Annotated in this window: 22 protein-coding genes; 8 read left to right on the forward strand and 14 right to left on the reverse strand. The window is 73.8% G+C overall.

Annotated elements, in window-relative coordinates; genetic code table 11:
* The first annotated feature begins 244 nt into the window (after positions 1 to 244).
* The 4 genes from AB0D01_RS24415 (at position 245) to AB0D01_RS24430 (ending at position 2,537) form a co-directional block, all read left to right on the forward strand.
* Entirely contained in the window at positions 245 to 1,033 is a 789-nt protein-coding gene (locus AB0D01_RS24415) for a lysophospholipid acyltransferase family protein (protein WP_363058628.1), read from the forward strand.
* An 18-nt stretch (positions 1,034 to 1,051) separates the two neighbouring features.
* Positions 1,052 to 1,426: a hypothetical protein gene (locus AB0D01_RS24420; RefSeq protein WP_363058630.1), complete on the forward strand. Its 375-nt coding sequence runs from the start codon at positions 1,052 to 1,054 to the stop codon at positions 1,424 to 1,426.
* Between the two features lie 221 nt (positions 1,427 to 1,647).
* Complete coding sequence (locus AB0D01_RS24425; RefSeq protein ID WP_363058695.1) at positions 1,648 to 1,995, forward strand: metalloregulator ArsR/SmtB family transcription factor; 348 nt, start codon at positions 1,648 to 1,650, stop codon at positions 1,993 to 1,995.
* Positions 1,996 to 2,084: 89 nt separating this feature from the next.
* Positions 2,085 to 2,537, forward strand: a complete 453-nt coding sequence (locus AB0D01_RS24430) for a hypothetical protein (RefSeq protein WP_363058632.1) — start codon at positions 2,085 to 2,087, stop codon at positions 2,535 to 2,537.
* Positions 2,538 to 2,604: 67 nt separating this feature from the next.
* Here AB0D01_RS24430 and AB0D01_RS24435 read toward each other — a convergent pair whose 3' ends face one another.
* From AB0D01_RS24435 to AB0D01_RS24465, 7 genes are all read right to left on the reverse strand, one after another.
* A complete protein-coding gene (locus AB0D01_RS24435; RefSeq protein ID WP_363058634.1) occupies positions 2,605 to 4,017 on the reverse strand; it encodes a HAMP domain-containing sensor histidine kinase in 1,413 nt (470 codons plus the stop codon).
* Positions 4,014 to 4,739, reverse strand: coding sequence for a response regulator transcription factor (locus AB0D01_RS24440; protein ID WP_363058635.1), 726 nt, complete (start codon positions 4,737 to 4,739; stop codon positions 4,014 to 4,016). Before AB0D01_RS24440 ends, AB0D01_RS24435 begins: the two co-directional genes overlap by 4 nt.
* Before the next feature lie 142 nt (positions 4,740 to 4,881).
* On the reverse strand, positions 4,882 to 5,451 hold the full coding sequence (locus AB0D01_RS24445) for a hypothetical protein (RefSeq protein ID WP_363058637.1): 570 nt from the start codon (positions 5,449 to 5,451) through the stop codon (positions 4,882 to 4,884).
* 78 nt (positions 5,452 to 5,529) lie between these two features.
* Complete coding sequence (locus tag AB0D01_RS24450; RefSeq protein ID WP_363058639.1) at positions 5,530 to 6,315, reverse strand: cytochrome c biogenesis protein CcdA; 786 nt, start codon at positions 6,313 to 6,315, stop codon at positions 5,530 to 5,532.
* Positions 6,312 to 6,917 carry a TlpA disulfide reductase family protein gene (locus tag AB0D01_RS24455; protein WP_363058641.1) on the reverse strand — a complete coding sequence of 202 codons (606 nt, stop codon included), beginning with the start codon at positions 6,915 to 6,917 and terminating at the stop codon, positions 6,312 to 6,314. Before AB0D01_RS24455 ends, AB0D01_RS24450 begins: the two co-directional genes overlap by 4 nt.
* Positions 6,914 to 7,735: a thioredoxin family protein gene (locus tag AB0D01_RS24460; protein WP_363058643.1), complete on the reverse strand. Its 822-nt coding sequence runs from the start codon at positions 7,733 to 7,735 to the stop codon at positions 6,914 to 6,916. The genes AB0D01_RS24455 and AB0D01_RS24460 overlap by 4 nt, the downstream gene beginning before the upstream one ends.
* 274 nt (positions 7,736 to 8,009) lie before the next feature.
* A complete protein-coding gene (locus AB0D01_RS24465; RefSeq protein ID WP_363058644.1) occupies positions 8,010 to 8,174 on the reverse strand; it encodes a hypothetical protein in 165 nt (54 codons plus the stop codon).
* Positions 8,175 to 8,196: 22 nt separating this feature from the next.
* Here AB0D01_RS24465 and AB0D01_RS24470 point away from each other — a divergent pair, with 22 nt between their 5' ends.
* Positions 8,197 to 8,565, forward strand: a complete 369-nt coding sequence (locus AB0D01_RS24470) for a hypothetical protein (protein ID WP_363058646.1) — start codon at positions 8,197 to 8,199, stop codon at positions 8,563 to 8,565.
* A 258-nt stretch (positions 8,566 to 8,823) separates the two neighbouring features.
* Here AB0D01_RS24470 and AB0D01_RS24475 read toward each other — a convergent pair whose 3' ends face one another.
* A complete protein-coding gene (locus AB0D01_RS24475) occupies positions 8,824 to 9,768 on the reverse strand; it encodes a CAP domain-containing protein (RefSeq protein ID WP_363058648.1) in 945 nt (314 codons plus the stop codon).
* 282 nt (positions 9,769 to 10,050) lie between these two features.
* On the opposite strand from AB0D01_RS24475, the gene AB0D01_RS24480 reads away from it, so the two are divergent.
* A complete protein-coding gene (locus AB0D01_RS24480; RefSeq protein ID WP_363058650.1) occupies positions 10,051 to 10,434 on the forward strand; it encodes a VOC family protein in 384 nt (127 codons plus the stop codon).
* A 210-nt stretch (positions 10,435 to 10,644) separates the two neighbouring features.
* A complete protein-coding gene (locus AB0D01_RS24485; protein WP_363058652.1) occupies positions 10,645 to 11,688 on the forward strand; it encodes a glycosyl hydrolase in 1,044 nt (347 codons plus the stop codon).
* A 32-nt stretch (positions 11,689 to 11,720) separates the two neighbouring features.
* Here AB0D01_RS24485 and tsaD read toward each other — a convergent pair whose 3' ends face one another.
* The 5 genes from tsaD to AB0D01_RS24510 all read right to left on the reverse strand — a co-directional run bounded on the left by tsaD (position 11,721) and on the right by AB0D01_RS24510 (position 19,389).
* A complete protein-coding gene (tsaD, locus tag AB0D01_RS24490; protein ID WP_363058697.1) occupies positions 11,721 to 12,776 on the reverse strand; it encodes a tRNA (adenosine(37)-N6)-threonylcarbamoyltransferase complex transferase subunit TsaD in 1,056 nt (351 codons plus the stop codon).
* Positions 12,777 to 12,907: 131 nt separating this feature from the next.
* The gene (gene xdhC / locus AB0D01_RS24495; protein ID WP_363058699.1) at positions 12,908 to 13,858 is read right to left on the reverse strand and encodes a xanthine dehydrogenase accessory protein XdhC; all 951 of its coding nucleotides are present in this window, start codon (positions 13,856 to 13,858) and stop codon (positions 12,908 to 12,910) included.
* 1 nt (position 13,859) lies between these two features.
* Positions 13,860 to 16,244 (reverse strand): xanthine dehydrogenase molybdopterin binding subunit, encoded by a 2,385-nt coding sequence (gene xdhB, locus AB0D01_RS24500; RefSeq protein ID WP_363058654.1) that lies wholly within the window; start codon positions 16,242 to 16,244, stop codon positions 13,860 to 13,862.
* Positions 16,241 to 17,746, reverse strand: coding sequence for an FAD binding domain-containing protein (locus AB0D01_RS24505; RefSeq protein ID WP_363058656.1), 1,506 nt, complete (start codon positions 17,744 to 17,746; stop codon positions 16,241 to 16,243). Before AB0D01_RS24505 ends, xdhB begins: the two co-directional genes overlap by 4 nt.
* Positions 17,747 to 18,069: 323 nt before the next feature.
* The gene (locus tag AB0D01_RS24510; protein WP_363058658.1) at positions 18,070 to 19,389 is read right to left on the reverse strand and encodes an AI-2E family transporter; all 1,320 of its coding nucleotides are present in this window, start codon (positions 19,387 to 19,389) and stop codon (positions 18,070 to 18,072) included.
* A gap of 175 nt (positions 19,390 to 19,564) precedes the next feature.
* Between AB0D01_RS24510 and AB0D01_RS24515 the strand changes: the two genes are divergently transcribed.
* Positions 19,565 to 19,810 (forward strand): hypothetical protein, encoded by a 246-nt coding sequence (locus tag AB0D01_RS24515; RefSeq protein ID WP_363058660.1) that lies wholly within the window; start codon positions 19,565 to 19,567, stop codon positions 19,808 to 19,810.
* 37 nt (positions 19,811 to 19,847) lie between these two features.
* On the opposite strand, the gene AB0D01_RS24520 is transcribed toward AB0D01_RS24515, so the two are convergent.
* Entirely contained in the window at positions 19,848 to 20,237 is a 390-nt protein-coding gene (locus AB0D01_RS24520; RefSeq protein ID WP_363058661.1) for a hypothetical protein, read from the reverse strand.
* Positions 20,238 to 20,335: the final 98 nt, after the last annotated feature.

The following is a 20,335-nucleotide window of genomic DNA, read 5'->3' on the forward strand; positions in this document are numbered from 1 at the left end:
ACCCCTTCGGGAAGGCCGCGCGGCGCGCGAGGCACGGTCGGGGAGCCCCCGTACCTCCATCGCACCTCCGCCACGCCTTGATCGCACCACCGGGGTCGCACCCTGGGGCCTTCGCCGTCCGCGTACGGGGACCGGATGAGTACGCGGACCCGTACGGGCTGAGGCGGACGACTCAGGCGGTGCGGGCGGGCGGCGGAGAGTCTGGGGGCAGCAGTTGCCGCTGTGACGAACGGGGAAGAACGACATGCTCAGCCGCCTCGCCCACCTTCTGGTACCCACCCTCGGACGCCTGTCCGTCACCACCGCGCCCGACGCCCGCGTACGCCCCGGCAGCGTCGTCGTCGCCAACCACACCTCCCTCGCCGATCCCGCCGTGGTCCTCGCCGCGCTGCGCCGGTGCGGGGTCGAGCCCGTCGTCCTGGCCACCGCCGGCCTGTGGCGCGTGCCCGTCCTGGGCCGCGCGCTCGCCCGCGAGGGCCACGTCCCCGTCCACCGGGGGCACCGGCGGGCCGCCGAGGCCCTCGACCACGCGGCGGCGGCGTTGGCGTCCGGCAGGACCGTCCTCCTGTACCCCGAGGGCGGGATCCCCACCCGCCGCGACGCGGCCGAGGTCGCGCCACAGGCCTTCCGCAGCGGCCTCGCCCGGCTCGTCGCCCGCACCGGAGCGCCCGTGGTCCCCGTGGGCCAGGCGGGAGCCCGGCGCATCACCTCGGGCGGGGTCGCCAAGCAGGTCGCCGGGCTGCTCACGGCGCCGCTGCGGCGACCCGACCTGCACGTCCACATCGGGCGGTCCGTCGACCTGAGCGGGGACACCGAGGCCCGCACGCTCCAGGCGCACGCCGCCGTCACCGAGGCCTGGCGCACGGCCGCCGCCCACCTGCGCGAGCCCGCCGCGCACGCCGCGGGGGAGGGCCGGCGAGGGCGGGAGGAGGGCGAGGGGCGGTATCGAGCCAATTCCCGCGATCGGGCCGTACGGAGCCGAGCGGTCGGTAGCGTCCCGGTACGGAAGATCGGTGCCACGCCCGGCACATGACACCAAGGGAGGACAACCATGGCCAACGTGGAAGTGTCGCTGAAGGAAGCGATGACCTCGATCGAGGGGGCCCTGGGAGTGGCGTTGGTCGACTACGCCAGCGGGATGGCCCTCGGCACGCTCGGCGGCGGCAAGGACCTGGACCTGATGGTGGCCGCCGCCGGGAACACCGACGTCATCCGGGCCAAGGTCCGCACGATGGAGATGCTCGGACTCCAGGACGAGATCGAGGACCTCCTGATCACCCTCAGCAGCCAGTACCACCTGATCCGCCTGCAACGCAGCCGCTCGGGAGGGGGACTGTTCCTCTACCTCGTCCTCGACAAGGGCCGGTCCAACCTGGCGATGGCCCGGCACCAGCTCGGACGCATCGAGGCGCAACTGGAGGTCTAGGCGCGGCGCGCCGTCGGGCCCACGCATGCCCACGAGTTGAAGAGATCTTCAACTCGACACATGTGAAACAGGTCAACTTCCGGTCCGCGGGAACGGGCGGGCAGCGACGATGGGCACCGGTACGACCCACCGACCCGCCCGTGACGACCGGCCGGCGGTCGCGTCCCGGTCCCCGTTCCCGTCCGAGATCGAGCGCGAGGAAGAACAGGAGCGTCGTGGGAATGCAGGTCCCGCTGTACCAGGTCAAGGCCGAGTTCTTCCGGATGCTCGGCCACCCGGTCCGCATCCGTGTCCTGGAACTCCTCCAGGACGGCCCGATGCCGGTACGGGACCTGCTGGCCGAGATCGACGTCGAAGCCTCGAACCTGTCCCAACAACTGGCGGTCCTGCGCCGGTCGGGGATCGTGGTCTCGACGCGGGAGGGCTCCACCGTCACCTACGCCCTCGCCGGCGGCGACGTCGCCGAACTCCTGCGCGCCGCGCGCAGGATCCTCACGGAGATGCTGGCCGGGCGCAACGCGCTGATCGCCGAGCTGGGCGAGGTCGAGGCGGGCCCGGCCCGCACCTAGCGCCTGTCGTCCTCCCGCAGGCGACGGCCGAGGTGCGGCCACCGGGGTGATGGGGGAAGCTGGGCTCGGTACCAGAAGGAGCGTTCCCCATGGACATCGCAGGCAGGACCCGGACGGTCACGGTGTGCGCGGTCGCGGCCGCCCTGATCGGCGCGACCGCCACCGCCTCCCTGGCCTCGGCCGCCCCCGCCGTCGAGCCCGAGCCGGTGGTGGCCGTCCTCGACTGTGTCGGCAAGCCCCAGGTCAAGCCGGAGGAGTACCTCCTGGCCTGCGGAGACGGGAACAACCGGCTGGTCGGGCTGGACTGGAAGTCCTGGGGGCGGACCACGGCCACGGCCACCGGCACCGACATGGTGAACGACTGCAAGCCCTACTGCGCGGCCGGCCGGTTCCGGGGATACCCGGTCGAGGTGACCCTCAGCCACCCCGAGAACGATCCCGACCGTACCGACCTGCGCCGCTTCACGCGCATGCGCCTCGTCTTTCCCGAGGCGGCCCCCGCGCCGATCCCGCACGACGTGACCTACAAGATCGTCTGGTGACCGGCCGAACAGCCACCGGGCACAGCCCGACGCACAGCCCGACCCACCCGGTCCGGGACGACCCGGCCTACGCCGGGGACGCCCCCTGACGCCGGCGGTTGCGGCCGCGGGAGATCCGCGAGCGGTGCCCGGACGGGGCCGGCGAGGCCAGCGCGAACGTCACCGTGATGTGCGCCCCGCCGAGCGGGCCGCGCGTGACGCGCAGGGTCCCGCCCGTCGCGTTCGCGGCCCGGTGCGCGATGTCGAGACCCAGACCCGTGGACCCCGTGCTGCTCCCTCGGGACAGCGCCCGGTCCGGATCCGGGATGCCCGGCCCCCCGTCCTCCACCACCAGCTCCACCGCCTGGGCCGTCCGCACGACCCGCACCCCGAACGCCGTCCCGTCGGGGGTGTGCCGGAAGACGTTGCCGATCAGCGCGTCGATGACGGCGGCGAGGTCGTCGTCCGAGAGGCCGACGGCCGTGGGCTCCTGCGTGAGATCGAGGGTGCACGGGCGGTGCTGCTGCTCCGCCAGCACGGCCCAGAAGGCGGTCCGCCGGCGTACCACCTCGGCCGCCTCGCAGCGCGGCGCGGCCTTCCCCGCCGTCGGGCCCGGGCGCGGGGCGGCCGGTTCGGTGCCGAGCAGGCCCTGACCCATGGGCCCCACGGCCAGCGGGGTGCGCGCCGCGGCGATGATCGCCCGGAGCTCGGCCTCCAGCTCCCCGACGGCCGCCTCCACCCGCGCCGACTCCGGCGTGCCGGCCATGCGTTCCGACGCCAGGTGCAGGGCGGTCAGCGGGGTCCGCAACCGGTGCGAGAGGTCGGCGACCAACTCGCGCTCGACGGCGAGCAGCTCGTTCATGCGGTGCGCCATCGCGTTGAACGCGACGCCCGCGTCCCGCAGTTCCCTCGGGCCCATCGGCTCGACCCGCGCGTCCAGGTCGCCCAACCCCAGCGCGTGCGAAGCGTGGGCCAGCCTCTTCGAGGAACGGACCACCTTCGCGCCGAGCCGGTCGGCCACCAGCACCGATCCGGCGATCAGCCCCACGGCGAGGAAGCACATCACCGCCCACGACTGCGCCACCCCGCGGGTGAGTTCCGCCTCGGGAACGAAGTTCTCGATGACGGCGACCTCGTCGCCCGGAAGCACCACCGGCTGGAGGCAGATCCACCCCTCCGGGACCTCCTGCGAGATCGACTCGCGCCCGCGTTGCGCCCGTTCGAGGAGAGCGGAGGGCGCCTTGGAGCGGCCCAGGGTCCCCGATCGCGGCAGGTGCACGACCAGGTGCTCCGCCGCGTCCAGACTCGCCACGGACTCCCGCAGCGCGTTCGGGTCCGTGGTCAGGGTGAGCACCGGCGCCAGCGCGGCGGCCCGCTGTTCGGCGGCCGTCACCCCCTGTTCCTTGACCAGCGACATCACCAGGGCGGCCAACGGTATGAGGAAGGACAGGGCGACCATGGAGGTCACCGCCAGCGCCACCCCGGCGAGCGAGCGCCTCAACGCGGTGCCACCAGCTTGATGCCGACCCCGCGCACGGTCAGCAGGTAGCGCGGGGCCGCCGCCCGTTCGCCCAGCTTGCGGCGCAGCGACGACAGGTGCACGTCGACCGTCTGGTCGTCCACGTACGGCTCGCGCCAGACCTCGGTCAGCAGACGCCGCTTGGAGACGACCTGACCGCTGTGGTGCGCGAGGAAGGCCAGCAGGTCGAACTCCCTGCGGGTCAGCCGCAGCTCCCGCCCGGCCAGGTGCGCGGTGCGCGCCCCCGGATCCACCGCCAGCTCGCCCACGACGCTGGGGCGCGGCGGTTCGGCGGCCTGCGGGGGCGCCGCCGCCCCGACCGCCCCGCCCGCCGCGGGGACACCGCCGGTGCGTCGCAGGACGGCGGAGAGGCGGGCGAGGAGCTGTCCCCCGGAGAAGGGTTTGACGAGGTAGTCGTCGGCGCCCGCGTTCAGGATGTTGATGATCTCCGACTCGTCGTCGCGGGCCGTGGCCACCAGCACCGGTACGGAGGAGATCCCTCGGATCATCCGCAGCGCGTCCCCGCCGTCCAGGTCGGGCAGCCCCAGGTCCAGCACCACCGCGTCCACGGGCGACTGCGTGACCTCGCGCAGCGCCCCGAACCCGTCGGCGGCGCTGCGTACGGCATACCCCTGTTCCGTCAGTACCTCGATCAGTGACTGGCGGATGCTGGGGTCGTCTTCCACGACCAGGACGCTCGGCATGCGGACACCTTAGACCGTGCCCCGCACGGTCGTTGGCCCGTGGGCCCGCATATCGGACGGGGTGAGTGGAGTCGGATATTCCGGATGGGTCGCGGTCGCGCGGCGCGGTGCGGCGACGCCGACAGCGGCCCGTTCGCGCAGGTCACGTGCCCGTGAACGTCAGTCCGTCCGGGGTGACGTCCACGGTCACGGCGCGGTCGGACACCGGGATCGTGCAGCCGTCGCGCGTGCTGCAACTCGCGTACCCGAGGACCACGGTGGCCCTTCCGGGGCCGGACGCGCGGACGGGCAGGGTCGTGGTGACGGGGCCGTCGGGGTAGACGGGTACGGGCGCGTCGACCCCGGGCACCGGGATCGACCGTTCCGTCGAGTCGGTCCGCAGCGGTCCCTGCGCCGCGAGGGCGCCGGTGACGGCGACCGCGGTCGGACGGCCCACGCCCTCGACGCCGGTCGGCGGGAGGTCCTTGCTGTAGAGGTGGAACCCCTCGGCTTCGGGGGTGAAGACCACGGAGAGGGTGCCCCGGGAGCCCTGCCAGTCAAAGACCGAGAGCGTGACGGTGACCCCGTTCTCGGAGAAGCGCGTCGTGGCGCCCGGGGCGGCGGCCGACGCTCCGCTGGGCGCGCCGCCACAGGCCACGAGCGCGGCCAGGGGGAGGAGGGCGCCGGCGAGGCGGGCGCCGCGGCGCAGGCCCGGTCGTACGGAAAGGTTCATCTGTGTGCCTCGGTGTCGGGTGGTCGGTGGTCGGGGGACGAGGTCGATGTGTGGGGTGGGCGGGGAGAGGGGGACGGCCTATACGGCCGTGGTGAAGTTCGCGCTCCACACCTGCGCGCGGTAGACGAGGTCGTTCCACACCCCCGTGGCCAGCAGTACGCCGACCAGCACGAGCAGCCCGCCGCCGATGCGCAGCACCCACGGGTAGTGCCGTTTGACCACGCCGAACGCGCCCAGGGCGCGCCGGAAGGCGAGTGCGGCCAGCACGAACGGCAGCCCCAGCCCGAGGCTGTACACGGCCATCAGCAGGGCTCCGCGCGCCGCGCTCGCCTCCGTCCAGGCGAGGGCCTGGACGGCCGCCAGCGTCGGACCGACGCACGGGGTCCAGCCGACGGCGAAGACCGCCCCGAGCACGGGGGCGCCGGCGAGGCCGAGCGCGGGCCGCCGGTGACTGCGCAACTCCCGCTGGGCGAAGCCGGGGAGGAAGCCCATGAAGGCCAGACCCATCAGCACGGTGAGTCCCCCGAGCACCCGCGTGACCGTCTCCTGGTGCTCCGCCAGGGTCCGGCCGAAGTGGCCGAACAGGGCGCCGCCCGAGACGAGGACGGCCGTGAACCCCAGGACGAACAGGAGGGCGCCCGTCACCATGCGCCCGCGCCGCGCGCCGCGCGCGTCCGTGAGGTCGGCCACCGACAGGGTGGTCACGTAGCTGAGGTAGCCGGGCACGAGGGGCAGCACGCACGGCGAGAGGAAGGAGACGAGCCCCGCGAGGAAGGCGACCGGAGCCGCCACCAGGACCGTTCCGTTGACGAGGGAGGAAACGGTGTCCGGGCCGGATGCCAGGTACCCGAGCGCGAACGTCATCGTTCGGCCACCACCCGGGCGATCAGGGGCCGCAGTTGCCCGTCGGTGACGGAGCCGCCGATGGCGACGGCGACGCGGCCGGCGCGGTCGATCACCAGAGTCGAGGGGATCGAGGCGGGGTTGAGCTGAGCGGGAGGGAAGCGGAGCAGCAGTGCGCCGTCCGGGTCGTGCAGACTGGGGAAGTCCAGCCCGTGCGCGCGTACGAAGGACCGTGCGGCGCTCCGGTCCCGGTCCCGGGTGTTGATCCCGAGGAAGCGCACCCCCTGGCCCCGGGTCTGTCCGCTGAGCCGGCCGAGGTCGTCGGCCTCCGCACGGCAGGGCGCGCACCAGGAGCCCCAGACGTTGAGGACGACGACCTCGCCGCGGAGGGCTTCGAGCGACACCGGGTTCCCGTCCAGGTCGGCCCCCGCCAACGCGGGCGCGGCCGCGCGGGCGCCGACGGCGAGGACCTCGGCGTCGGCCGCCGCGCGGAGCCCGCCCCCACGACCGGCCGGAGCACCGCCGTCGCGGTCCGTCCCGACGCCGGTCAGGAACAGGCCCGCCGCCACCGCGAGGCCGGCGCCCGCGGCGACGACGACCCGCCCCCGCACCCCTCGTCTCACGGAGCCCACTTGCGCAGGAAGGCGTTGATGCCCTCCGCCGTCAGGGACGGGTTGCCCGTGACGTGGGTGTCGGTGCGCGTCACGCCCGACGGCGAGACCACCACCAGGACGGGCATCGTGTACGTCCCGCCCGAGGGGCTGTACTTGCGCAGGAGCGCGGAGTTGGCGGAGCTGTCCCCGCCGATGTCGACCTTCACGAGGTGGTACGAGTCCCCGAGGATCGCCGAGGTCTGCGCCTGCGCGAACACCTTGTCGGCGGCCTTGCAGTTGCCGCACCAGTTCGCCCCGAAGTCGAGCAGCACCATCCGCCCGTCGGACTTGGCGGCCCGCAGCGCCGCGTCGATCTGCGCCCGCGCGTCGGCCGAGGCGTCGTAGCCGGGACCGGGGACGTGGGCCCGCCCGGGCGAGGCCGTCGTCGGGGCCGGCTTGGTCCCCGTCCCGCCGCCACCGGACCCGGAGGAACCGGAACCGGACCCGGACCCCGAACCGGTGCCCTTGGCGGTACGGGAGGCACTGGGCGACGCGGCGCCGGAGGCGGGCCCGGACGCGGACGCCGAAGCCGAGGCCGAAGCCGAAACGGAAGCGGACGGCAGCGTCGACGGGGTCGCGGAGGTCTCCGGCGAGGCCGACGCCGACGCCGACGGGGACGGCCGGGCGCCGGCCGGAGCGGCCGATCCGGCGGGCTCGGAGGAGGGGCCGCAGGCGGCCGTCATCCCGGCCACGACCACGGCGGCGGCGACCAGCGGCAGCCTCCTGCCGAACGCGCCGGCGGGGCGGTCGGACGGCGTACGGCCCGCGGCGCGGACGGATCGGAGCATGCGAGAACTCATGACGAGGACACCCCTGGGCAAGGTCGGGACGCGGGGGCGGGCGTGGCGCGCCCCCGATCGGTGAAAGCCGGGGTCGACGGTCCACCGGGCGTTGAAGCGTCCCGGTGCCGACTCCCGCTCGGCTGACGCGAGCATAGGACCGCCGGGGGCCCGCGGAACCGCCTCGGCCCGATCTTGAGGTTGCCCTAAGGAACCGCTCACCTTCCACTTCGGCGGAACCCGGCTCACGGCCGTACACAGCGGCCCGAACCCGGCGAACCGTTCAGAAGGAGGTTTCGCGGACGCTCGCCTTGGCCGACGGGGTGATCGTGGCCGTGACCACCGAGCGGTGGTCGTCACCGGAGAACGTGACCGTGAGCGTGTCGTCGGAGGTCTGCGAGGTGGTCGCCTTGAAACCGAGCCCCGGGACCGCGGAGATCAGGCACACGCCCCGACTCCCGTACCGGACCGTGACCTTGCCGCCCCGGGACGGCACGGTGTGCAGGCCCGCCCCGCCCTTCTCGCAGTCGACGGCGGACTTCGGCGTGGCCGTGCGCGCGGGGCCGCCCGACGGGGTCCTGGCGGGGGAGGGCGTGGGGGAGGCGGACGCGGACGGCGACTGCGTCGCGGAGGGCGAGGGGCTCGGGGAGGCGCTCGGGCTCGCGGAGGCGCCCTCCGGCGGCGGACTGCCCGCCTGCCAGGCGGGGGGAGTGTCGATGACCACCGGCGCGGAGCGCGCGACCGGCGGCGAGTGCCGGGTCGAGCCGACCACGAACTGGACCGTGGCGAGCACGGCGGTCACGCTGGCGGCCGTGCACGAGAGCCATATGAGCAGGTAGCGCGGAGTTCGGGGCACGGCCCCATAGTGGCGGATGGCCGGCGGGCGCCGTCACCGGCACCCCCGGAAGCGGTATCGACCCCTCCGTGCACCCGCGTGGGCACGTGCCCGCGTCCGTGTGCGCCCGCTCGTCGCGGGCCTCCGGCGAACGCCGACGTCCCCCGGACCCGGCAGGGGGTCGGGGGACGTACCGGGGCCGCTCCGGAGGCGACGCGCTCCGGAGGTGGGGCGGCCCGGTTCGAGGGGGCGTGGCCGGCGGCTACTTGCCGGTGCCGAAGTTCTGCGTCCACCAGGGGCCGCCGTCGCCCTTGTGGACGCCGATGCCGATCTCGCGGAACTCGCAGTTGAGGATGTTGGCCCGGTGGCCGGAGCTGTTCATCCAGGCCTTCATCACCGCGTCGGCGTCGCTCTGCCCGCGGGCTATGTTCTCGCCCAGGCGCGACCACTTGTAGCCGGCGGCCTCCACCCGGCTGGTCATGGTGGATCCGTCGGGCCCGGTGTGCGACATGACCCCGCTGCGGGCCATGGTGTCGCTGTACGCCCGCGCGGCGGCGCTCAGCTTCGCGTTGGCCGTCAGGGGGCCGCACCCGGCCGTCGCCCGCTCCTTGTTCACCAGCGCGAGCACCGCGGACTCGGTGCTCGCGTCGACGGTGCCCGACCCGCCGGAGCCGCTGCCGCCCGAGGTGCCCGTGCCCGTGCCCCCGGTCCCCTTGGAGCCGCCGGATCCCGTCGATCCGCCCGATCCGCCCGATCCGCCGGAGGTGCCCGATCCGCCGGAACCACCCGAGCCGCCCGCCTTCGTGGGGGAGGAGCCGCGCGCGGGGTCGCCCGCCCCGCCCGCACCCGAGGTGGCCGGTGCGCCGTTCGTCTGCGGGGCGCCGTCGCCGGCGGCGGCCGACTGCGAGGCCGCGGTGGAGGGCGAGCCGGAGGGACTGGCGCTCGCCGACGCCGAGGCCGAGGCGTCGGGGCTGCCGGTCGGGGTCACGTCCGCGGGGTCCGGGGTCGGCGTAGGCGCTCCCGTGCCGGGCGCCGCCTCGGTGTTGCGCTGCTCCGTGCGGGAGCCGCCGTCCGAGTCCGCCACCGCGACGCCCACCGCCACGGCCGCTGCGGCCGCGGTGACGGACAGCACGATGCGCGTGCGCGCCGTCTTCTTGCGACGCGCCTCGACGCGGGACGGGTTCGCGGGGGTTCGACTGCGGCTCATACCGGTTACACCTCACTGGAGAGGGGGAGGGGATGCGACCGAGCCTAGGCACGTGACCAGGGCGAAGAACGCCGTGGAGGGGGTTCCTCAGGTTCCCTTAAGGAAGCCCGCAGGATCGACTCAGGGACGAGCCGGACAATGACCCCAACTCGCCCCGCCCGAGCGGTCCGGCCCGCCCGCCGACCGGACGCCTCCCACCCCCGACCGGCGGCCGGCGCGCGAACCGTCCGCCACGGCCGGTCACCGAGGGTGGGCGCGCGCTCCCGGGGTAGCTTCAGGGGCATGGCATGCCGCATCAGTGAACTGGTCCTCGACTGCGTCGATCCGGAGGGACTCGCCGCCTTCTGGAGCGAGGTCCTCGGCTGGGTCGAACTCGGCCGGGAGGACGACGGGAGCATCGAGATCGGGCCGCCCGACGCCGGGTTCGGTGGCCCGCAGCCCACCCTCGTGTTCCTCCCCGGCACCGACCCGCGGCCCCCGAAGCTGCGCCTGCACCTCGACGTCAACCCGACGGACCGCGACCAGGACGCCGAGCTGGAGCGGCTCCTCGCCCTCGGCGCCCGGCGCGCCGACATCGGCCAGACCGGCTCCGAGGCCTGGCACGTCCTGGCCGACCCGGAGGGCAACGAGTTCTGCCTCCTGCGCAGGCGGCTGGGCCCGCTCTGACCCCGCCCCCTCCGCCCGGGCCCCTCCGACCGGGTGCCCGCCGGCCGGGGCGAGGGCGTGACGGCGGCGCGGACCCTCACCCGGTCGGGCCAACCGACGGCGCCCCACTGCCGCGAACGGCCCAGCCCCGCGACCCCCGACAGGCCGGACCTCGCGAGAGGTGCCTAACGTCGCTGGCGCAGACATCGATTCGCGAAGTGTGGAGACACCATGTCCCGACGACGCCGTCGACTGGTGGGAGCGTGCGCGGGCACGCTCGCCGCCGGCATCCTCGCCACCGGTGGCGGTCTCACCGCCGCGCCGCGCGAGCTCTCCGACCGGGGTGGCGGACGCGAGATCGCCGTGGGCGCCTACCTGCACTACGGCTCGCCCGGCGTCGAGCGGATGCGGGACCTCTCGCGCTGGCTCAGGGGCACCGAGCTGCGGGCGGGGCACACGTACCTGCCGGGCGACACCTGGTCGAACATCGAGGGCGCGCCCGACTCCCTGCGCACCTGGGCGCGGTGGCGCACGGCGCGGGCCGACCGGCTGTTCGTCCTGAACGTACCCATGCAGGCGAACAACGAGGCCCACCTGTCCGACGGACGCGTCGCCGAACTGATCCGCGCGGGCGCGCGGGGCGAGCGCGACCACCACTTCCGCAGGCTGGCCGAACGCCTGGTCGCCCTCGGGGTCCCGGACACGGTGATCGTGCTCGGCTGGGAGATGAACGGTTTCGACTACACCCACCGGTGCCGCCCCGACCCCGAGGGCTGGAAGACGTACTGGCGGCGCGTCGTGGCCGCCATGCGCGCGGTGGAGGGGCAGCGCTTCCGCTTCGACTTCGCCCCCAACCGCGGCGCGGACGCGATCGCCTGGACCAGGTGCTACCCCGGCGACGACGTGGTCGACATCGTGGGCATGGACTCCTACGACCAACCGCCCGGCGAGACCTTCGAGGAGCAGGTCAGCCAACCCTACGGACTGCGGCAGCAGGTCGAGTTCGCGAGGGCGCACGGCAAGCGGATCTCGTACCCCGAGTGGGGACTGTTCCGGGGCGGCGACAACCCCGCCTACATGCGTGCCATGTTGACCTGGATCGCCGAACACCGGCCGCTCTACCACAGCATCACCGACTACTGCCCGCACGGTGTGTGGCAGTGCACCGAAAACCCGCGTTCCGCACGGGTGTTCCGGGACTTCCTGTCGGCGGAACACGACCGGGGCGCCCGCCGCCGGCCGTCGACCGCCTCCGGCCTCCTGACGCCGCCGTAGGCCGGTCCGGAAGCCGGGCCGGTCCCCGCGCCCTACCCGGCGGCCCGCGCGGCGGGGAGCGGGGTCAGCGAGGCGTACTCCAGGGGTGCGGACGGGTCGATGGACACGTTCAGCGGCGCCGGCTCCGCCCCGGAGCGAACCAACAGGTCGCCGACGGCCGCGATCATGGCACCGTTGTCCGTGCACAGGGTCATCGCGGGCACCCGCAACTCGATGCCGGCGGAGGCGCACCGCCGCTCCGCAAGGGCCCGCACCCGAGAGTTCGCCGCCACGCCGCCGACCACGACCAGCGTCTTCACGTCGTGGTCGCGGCAGGCGGCGACGGCCTTGCGGGTCAGCACGTCGGCCACCGCCTCCTGGAGCGCCGCGGCCCCGTCGGCCACGGGCGGCTCCTCGCCCCGCAACCGGTGCCGCTCGGCCCAGCGCGCGGCGGCCGTCTTCAGGCCGGAGAAGGAGAAGGCGTACGGATCGTCACCCGGCCGGGTGAGCGGACGCGGGAACACCACGGCCTTCGGGTCCCCGTCGCGGGCGGCCCGGTCGATGGCGGGACCGCCCGGATACGGCAGCCCCAGGATCCGGGCGACCTTGTCGAAGCACTCGCCCGCCGCGTCGTCGAGGGTGTCGCCCAGGTGGACGATCGGGTCGCGGACCAGGTCGCGGACCAGGAGCAGCGAGGTGTGGCCGCCGGAGACGATCAGCACCACGCAGGGGTCGGGCAGCGGACCGTGGTCCAGGGTGTCGGCGGCCACGTGCCCGGCCAGGTGGTGCACGCCGTACAGCGGCACCCCGGCCGCGTAGGCCAGGGTCTTCGCCCCGGCCAGGCCCACCTGGAGCGCGCCCGACAGGCCCGGTCCGGTGGTGACGGCGACCGCGTCGATCTGACTCATCCGCAGGCCCGCCTGGTCCAGGGCGCGCCTGACCACGGGGTTGAAGGCGTGCAGGTGGGCGCGGGCGGCGATCTCGGGCACGACGCCGCCGAAGCGGGCGTGCTCGTCCATGCTCGACGCCACCACGTGCGCGAGGAGCTCGCCGTCCCGCACGATGCCCGCGCCCGTCTCGTCACACGAGGACTCGATCCCGAGCACCACCGGACCGCCCACCACGGCACCCCTCTTCTTGCCCACACTTCTTTATTGCCAAAGACTCGCAATAAGGATAGGGCACCGGGCCGGCCCCCTCCGACGGGGCGGATCCCGCCGGCCGGGGGCGTCCGCACCGGCTACCGAGGGCCGCCGGTCAGTCCCGCGCCGGCCGGCACCCGCGGTTCCTCGACCACGCGGGGTTCCTCGGGCCTCCGCGGCTCCTCGGCCGCGAGCGGTTCTTCGACCGCGTGCGGCTCCTCGACCGTGAGCGGCACCGACGCGCGGTCGTCGCGCTCGAAGGTCCGCAGCAGGTCCGCCGCGACGCTCACCGCGATCGTCGCGGGCTCCTTGCCGTTGATCCCGAGGATGCCGATCGGGGTCTTGATCCGGTCGATGGTCGCGGCGTCGTGACCGCCCTCCGTCGCCAGGCGCATGCGGAACCGCGCCCATTTCGCGGCCGAGCCGATCAACCCGATCGACCCGAGACCGGAGGTGCGCAGCGCGGCGTCGCACAACGCGGCGTCCTCGGCGTGATCGTGCGTCATGATCAGCACGTGCGTGCCGGGCGGCAGCTCCGCGAGCACCTCCTCCGGCAGCAGCGGGGTGTGGTGCACGTGCACCTGCGCCACCGAGTCCCCGAGCACGCCGAGCCGTTCGGGCGTCAGCATGTCGGGGCGGGTGTCGATCAGGTGCAGGTCGAGGTCGTGGCGGGCCAGGATGCGCGCCAGCTCCAGCCCGACGTGCCCGACCCCGAAGAGCGCCACCGCCTGCACCACCGGCAGCGGTTCGAGGAACACGCTGACCGCACCACCGCAGCACTGCACCCCGTGCGGGCCGACGACCTTGTCGTTGAGCGCGAACTCCATCAGCTCCGGCTCCGGATCGGGAGCGCCGTTCAACTGACGGGCCCGATCGATCGCCACGGCCTCGATGTTGCCGCCGCCGATCGAACCCCAGGTCTCGGTCCGACCCACCACGAGTTTGGCACCGGCCGCGCGGGGCGCGTGGCCGCGCACGGACGCGACGGTCACGAGCACGCCGGGTTCCCGGCGTGCCCGCAACCGCGCGACCGCGGCGACCCAGCCCATGTCAGGCATGGATCGGTACGCCGATGTCGACGGCGACCCCGCCCGATGCGGCGGGCACCCCGTCCGCACGGGCCGCCTCGATCGCCCAGTACACCGCCTCCGGCGTCGCCGGGGAGGCGAGCTCCACGCTCACCCCGGCCGGCCCGAAGGCCGCGGCGGCCTGCCGCAACGCCTCCCGGACCGAGAACGCCAGCATCAGCGGGGGCTCACCCACCGCCTTGGAACCGTAGACCGCGCCCTCCTCGGTGGCGTTCTCCAACAGCGTGACGTTGAACTCCCCGGGCATCTCCGAGAAGCTCGGCAGCTTGTAGGTGCTCGCGGCCTGGGTCAGCAACCGGCCCCGGTTCGGCCCGTCACCGGTGTCCCACCGCATGTCCTCCAACGTCAACCACCCCGCACCCTGCACGAATCCGCCCTCCACCTGGCCGATGTCGATCATCGGGGACAGGCTGTCGCCGACATCGTGGACGATGTCCACCCGGCGGATGCGGTAAGCGCCCGTGAAGCCGTCGACCTCGACCTCGGCCGCGGCGGCCCCGTAGGAGAAGTACTTGAACGGCGAGCCCCGGAAGCCCTTGGCGTCCCAGTGCAGCCCCTCCGTCCGGTAGAAACCGGCCGCCGACAACTGGACCCGCTGGAAGTAGGCGGTGCGCACCAGGTCGTCCCAGGCCAGCTCCTCGTCGCCGCCCAGGGCGCGCGCGACGCCCTCGACGATGCGCACGTCCGAGGCGTTCGCGCCCAGGCGGGTGCCGGCCACCCCGAGCAGCCGCTCGCGCAGTTGCTCGCAGGCGTTCTTCACGGCCGCGCCGTTGAGGTCCGCCCCGGCGCTGGCGGCGGTGGCGGAGGTGTTCGGCACCTTGTCGGTGCGCGTCGGGGCCAACCGCACCTTGTGCATCGGGATGCCCAGGGTGGTCGCGGCCACCTGGAGCATCTTCGTGTGCAGCCCCTGGCCCATCTCGGTACCGCCGTGGTTGATCAGGACGGAACCGTCCTTGTAGATCAGCACGAGGGCACCGGCCTGGTTGAAGGCGGTGAGGTTGAACGAGATCCCGAACTTGATGCCCGTCAGCGCGAGGGCCCGCTTGGTGTGCGCGTGCGCGGAGTTGAAGGCCGCGATCTCGCGCTCGCGAGCGGCCAGTTCCCCGTTCTCCCGCACCTCGCGCCAGACGGCGGAGATCCGCTCGGGGTGCGCGACCGGCTGCCCGTACGGTGTCGACTGGCCGGCCCGGTAGAAGTTTCGCTCCCGCAGCTCCATCGGGTCGAGGCCGAGCAGCGGCGCGCACCGCCCCATGATGTCCTCGATGACCAGCATGCCCTGCGGTCCGCCGAAGCCCCGGAAGGCGGTGTTGGAGACCTTGTTGGTCTTCGCGATCCGGCCCGTGACGTGCGCGTTGGGGATCCAGTAGGTGTTGTCGATGTGACACAGGGCGCGGGCGACCACCGGCTCGGACAGGTCCAGGCTCCAGCCGCCGTCGGCGGTCAGGGTGGCCTCCAGGGCCTGGATGCGGCCGTCGGCGTCGAACCCGATCTTCCACCGGGCGTGGAAGCCGTGCCGCTTGCCGGACATGGTGAGGTCCTGGGTGCGGTTGAGACGTACGCGCACCGGGCGGCCCGTCAGAAGGGCGCCGAGCGCGGCGACGGCCGCGAACCCGTGCGGCTGCATCTCCTTGCCGCCGAAGCCGCCACCCATCCGCAGGCACTGCACCGTCACCTCGTGACTGTGCAGGCCCAACACGTGGGCGACGATCTCCTGCGTCTCCGAGGGGTGCTGGGTGCTGCTCTGGACGAACATCTGCCCGCCCTCGTCGACGTGCGCCAGCGCCGCGTGCGTCTCCAGGTAGAAGTGCTCCTGGTCGGAGAAGAGGAACTCGCCGGTGAACACGTGCGCGGACTCGGCGAAGCCGTCCTCGACGTCACCGGTCACCATCACGGGCCGGGCGCCGTGGAAGCTCTCCGCCGCGATCGCGTCCTGGAGCGTGACCAGGGAGGGCAGTTCGTCGAGTTCGACCTCGACGGCCGCCGCGCCCAGCCGCGCCGCCTCCAGGGTCTCGCCCAACACCCAGGCCACCGCGTGGCCGTGGAACATGACGTGGTCGGGGAAGAGCGGCTCGTCGTGCTTCATCCCGGCGTCGTTGACACCGGGTACGTCGGCACCGGTCAACACGCGGACCACACCGGGCACGGCGAGGGCCGGCCCGGTGTGCAGCGCGGTGATCCGGCCGTGGGCCTTCATGACCTGCACCGGGTAGGCGTGCAGGACGTCCTTGGCGCGGTGGATCAGGTCGTCGGTGTAGAGCGCGGCGCCGGTGACGTGCAGGCCGGCGCTCTCGTGCGGCAGGGAGAGGCCGACGACGGGCTTCTCGGGGCGTTCGGACAGATGGCTCACGACGACACCGCCTCGGTGGTTTGTGCGTACAGCTTGAGCAGGCTCTGGCCGAGCATCGCGGAGCGGTAGCCGGCGCTGGCGCGGTGATCGTCCATCGGCGTGCCCTCGGCGCGCAGCGCCCGGGCGGCGGCCTCGACGGTCGACGCCGTCCAGGCCTCGCCCTCCAGGGCCGCCTCGGTCTCCAGGGCGCGGATCGGCGTGGCCGCCACCCCGCCCAGGCCGATGCGGGCCTTGCGGACGATCCCGTCCTCGATGTCGAGCGCGAACGCGATGGCCACGCTGGAGATGTCGTCGAAACGCCGCTTGGCGATCTTGTGGAAGGCGGTGACCGGCGACAGGGGCAGCGGGACGCGCACGGAGCGGATCAGCTCGTCGCGGCGGCGCACGCTCTGCCGGTACCCGGTGAAGTAGTCGGCCAACGGGACCTGACGCTCGCCGTCGGCGTCGGCGAGGGTCAGCGTCGCCTCCAGCGCCAGCAGGACCGGCGGGCTGTCGCCGATGGGGGAGCCGGTCCCCAGGTTGCCGCCGAGGGTCGCACCGTTGCGGATCAGCCGTGACGCGAACTGCGGGAACAGGTCGGCCAACAGCGGGACGGCGCCGTCGAGGCGGCGTTCGATCTCGGTGAGGGTCAGGGCCGCGCCGATCTCGACGTGGTCGGATCCGACGCGCAGTTCCCGCAGTTCGGGCAGTCGATCGACGGCGATCACGTGATCGGCGCGCCGGGAGCGGATGTTCACCTCGACGCCCCAGTCGGTGCTGCCCGCGACCACCACGGTGTCGGGCCGCTCGCGCAACAGGCGCAGGGCCTCGGTCAGGGTGCCCGGCCGCAGGAACGTCCGCTCGTCCTGCGTGTACGCCGTGGCGGCCGGCTCGGGCGGCGCCTGCTCGCGACGGCGCGCCAGCGGGTCGTCCTCGGCGGGAGCGCCGACGGCGAACGCGGCGTCGCGGATGGGGCGGTAGCCGGTGCAGCGGCACAGGTTCCCGCTCAGCGCGTGCAGGTCGAAGCCGTTCGGACCGTGCTCCGCGGCCGCGTCCGCGTCCGCGTCCGCGTCCGCGTCGGCACCGGCATCCGCGTCGGCGGCATCGGCGGCGTGCGCGCAGCGGTCGGGCCGGTAGTACTCGGAGGCCATGCTGCAGATGAACCCCGGCGTGCAGTAACCGCATTGGGAGCCGCCGCGGACCGCCATCTCCTCCTGCACCGGGTGCAGGGTGGCGGGCGTGCCCGGCTCGCCGGGGGTGGCGAGGCCCTCGGAGGTGATGACCTCCTGGCCGTCGAGCGACGCGGCCGGGATCAGGCAGGCGTTGACGGCCACCCAGTCGGTGGGCTTGTTCACGCCGGGACGGGCCACCAGGATCGAGCAGGCTCCGCACTCTCCTTCGGCGCAGCCCTCCTTGGTGCCGGTGAGGCCGCGTTCGCGCAGCAGGTCCAGCATCGTGGTGTGGGGCGCGGCCGGTGCGATCGGGGTGTCGTTCCCGTTGACCGTGATGCGGGGTGTCACCATCGGGCACCCTCGTTCCGGTGCGCGGTCGAACAGGTGGTCCTGAGACCGATTGTCCTGAGAAGCATGTCGGGCTTTCCATTTCGTGGCGCGGCGGCGCGGGGAACCGCGGCGCGGATCGGCACGTACGGGCGTGCCGCGGGCGGTGTCGGAAATCGAAAGAAGCCGGGGCCCGCGATCGGGCACACCGGTGGGAGGCTGGTCAGCAGCCGTGGGCGACGAGACCCGGAGCCCAGGCGATCTGATGGGCGGGGCGACGCAGTTCGGAGAGGGTGGACATCCGACGTCGCCTCCTTCCATCGGCTCAGGGTTCGGTCCGCCCGAAGCTACGTTGCCGCAGGTCGATCGGTCAAGACGTCGTCCGGCGGCCGGGACCGGGGCCCCTGCGGCCCGTCGTCCCCACCGTCCCCGTCGGTCCCACCGTTCCCGTCGTCCCCGTCGGTCCCTTCGCCCCCGTGGGCCCGGAGATGCGAGACGACCGTGTGGACGACGGCGGTCAGCGGGACGGCGACGACCGCGCCGCCGATCCCCGCGATCAGCCCTCCGGCGGACACGACCAGGACCACCGCCAGCGGATGGATCCGCACGGCACGTCCGAGGATGAACGGCTGGAGCACGTGGCCCTCGATCTGCTGCACGACGAGCACCACCATCAGGGCCATCAACGCGGTGAACACGCCCTCGGTGACCAGGGCGACGATCACGGCGAGCGCGCCGGACGCGATCGCGCCGATCAGGGGCACGAACGAGGCCACGAAGATCACCACGGCGATGGGCACGGCCAGGGGCACTCCGAGGAAGTAGATGCCCACGCCGATGAACACGGCGTCGATCATGGCCACGATCATCGTCCCGCGTACGTAGGCGGTCAGCGTCCGCCAGGCCGGAGGACCGGCGTCCGCCACGGCGGGGCGGGCCGGGGCGGGGAGCAGCCCCAGCGTCCACTGCCAGACGCGCCTGCCGTCGTACAGCAGGAAGAGCGTGGAGAACATCGCGAGCAGGGCCCCGGTGATGACCTCCACGAGGACCGTCACCCCGCGCAGACCGGTCGAGGTGATCTCGCTGGTGTTGGTGCCGATCGCATCGCTCAGACCGGAGGCGACGTCGTTGATCTGCTGCTCGCTCACGTGCAGCGGACTGTTCACGAGCCAACGTTTCAGTTCCTCCAGGCCCTCTTGAAGGCGTCCCGAGAGACTGTCGAGGTTGTCGAGCACCTGCCAGACGACGAACCATCCGACCAGGCCGAGGACGACGAACCCGCACAGCGCCGTGACCACCGTCGCGACGGCCCGCGGCAGCCCCCGGTGGTGGAGCCGCGCGACCGTCGGCTGGAGCAGCGCGGTGACCAGCAGGGCGACGACGAACGCGAGGACGACGAGCCGGACGGCGCCGATCACCCGCATCAGGACCCAGACGGTGGCGGCGAGGACCAGGAACCGCCAGCCCAGCTCCGCCGCGACCCGCACCCCCCACGGCACGGCCAGGGCCGGGTCGCCCGTCCGGGCGCGCGGCGCCCGTCGCGCCCGCAGCTGCTCGGCTTCGACCTCGTAGACGGCGTCCTTGCGGGCCCGGGCCTGTGCGCCGCGCGCCCTGAAGGCGGCCAGGGCGCCCCGGGAACGGTCGATCAGGGCGTGGATCGCGGGCATGCGGAGCTCCTTCGTTCTCCCCTTCGCCGGGCGTCTGCCCAGGGATCGCGTGATCAGGCCCCGGTTCGCTCCGCGAAGACCGTCGTCCGATCGCCGTCCGATCGCCGTCCGACGTTCGAGGAGGGCGACGGTGGGCAGGCGCGTCACGCAGCGCACGTCCGCCGAAGGGACCCCGATGCTTTTCGCCGCCCTGCTCCTGCCCCCGTTCATGCTGGTCGCCGTACTGGCTCTCGGACGCTACGAGGAGACCCTGCTGGGTCGTCCCGACGGCGCGGGCCCGCACGCCGGCCACCCCGCCCGAGAGCCCGCGGAGCCGCGCCCGCGCCACCTCCACGCGGTACCGAACCCGAACCCCTCCACGGCGCGTCCGGGCCGCGCACCGGGCCGCGGCCGGCGCTCCGGGGGCAGGCACGCGGCGTAGGGGCGCGAGGAGCGGCCGCGGTGGCCGGGGCCGTACGTCAGCCCGCGCGGCGGCGACGGTGCGCCCGCCACCGGGCGAGGAGTTCCGCCGGAGTGCGGGGCGGGGGAGTGGGCTCGGGGGACCTGGCCTCGTCCGGGGTGAGCGGGACGACCGGCATGAGGTACGGCCGGCCCGCGCGGTCCAGGGAACACAGGGGTTCGCCGCCGGCGACGTCGGGGCGTCCGACGCGGACGGTGAAGGGCCGGCCGTCGGCGCCGTCGGTCACCTGGCCGCGCAGCTCGGTCACCGCGTGGGGCGCGGTCCGGACGGAGGCCACGACCCTGCCGTCGACCAGCACCTCGGTACGCCCGGGAGCCGGGGCCCACATCACGGTGATCGAGTGGCCGTCCTGGTCGAGGTGGAAACGCCGGTGGACACGCTCCTTCACGGCCGCCTCCTCGATCCGCTCGATCTCCTCGCACCGCGCCGCCCTTCCAGCGTAGCCGGCGTCGGGCGTGGCGGGCGGAGCGTGGCGGGCGAGGAGGG

It is taken from the genome of Streptomyces sp. NPDC048606, assembly GCF_040650855.1.
GTDB lineage: Bacteria > Actinomycetota > Actinomycetes > Streptomycetales > Streptomycetaceae > Streptomyces.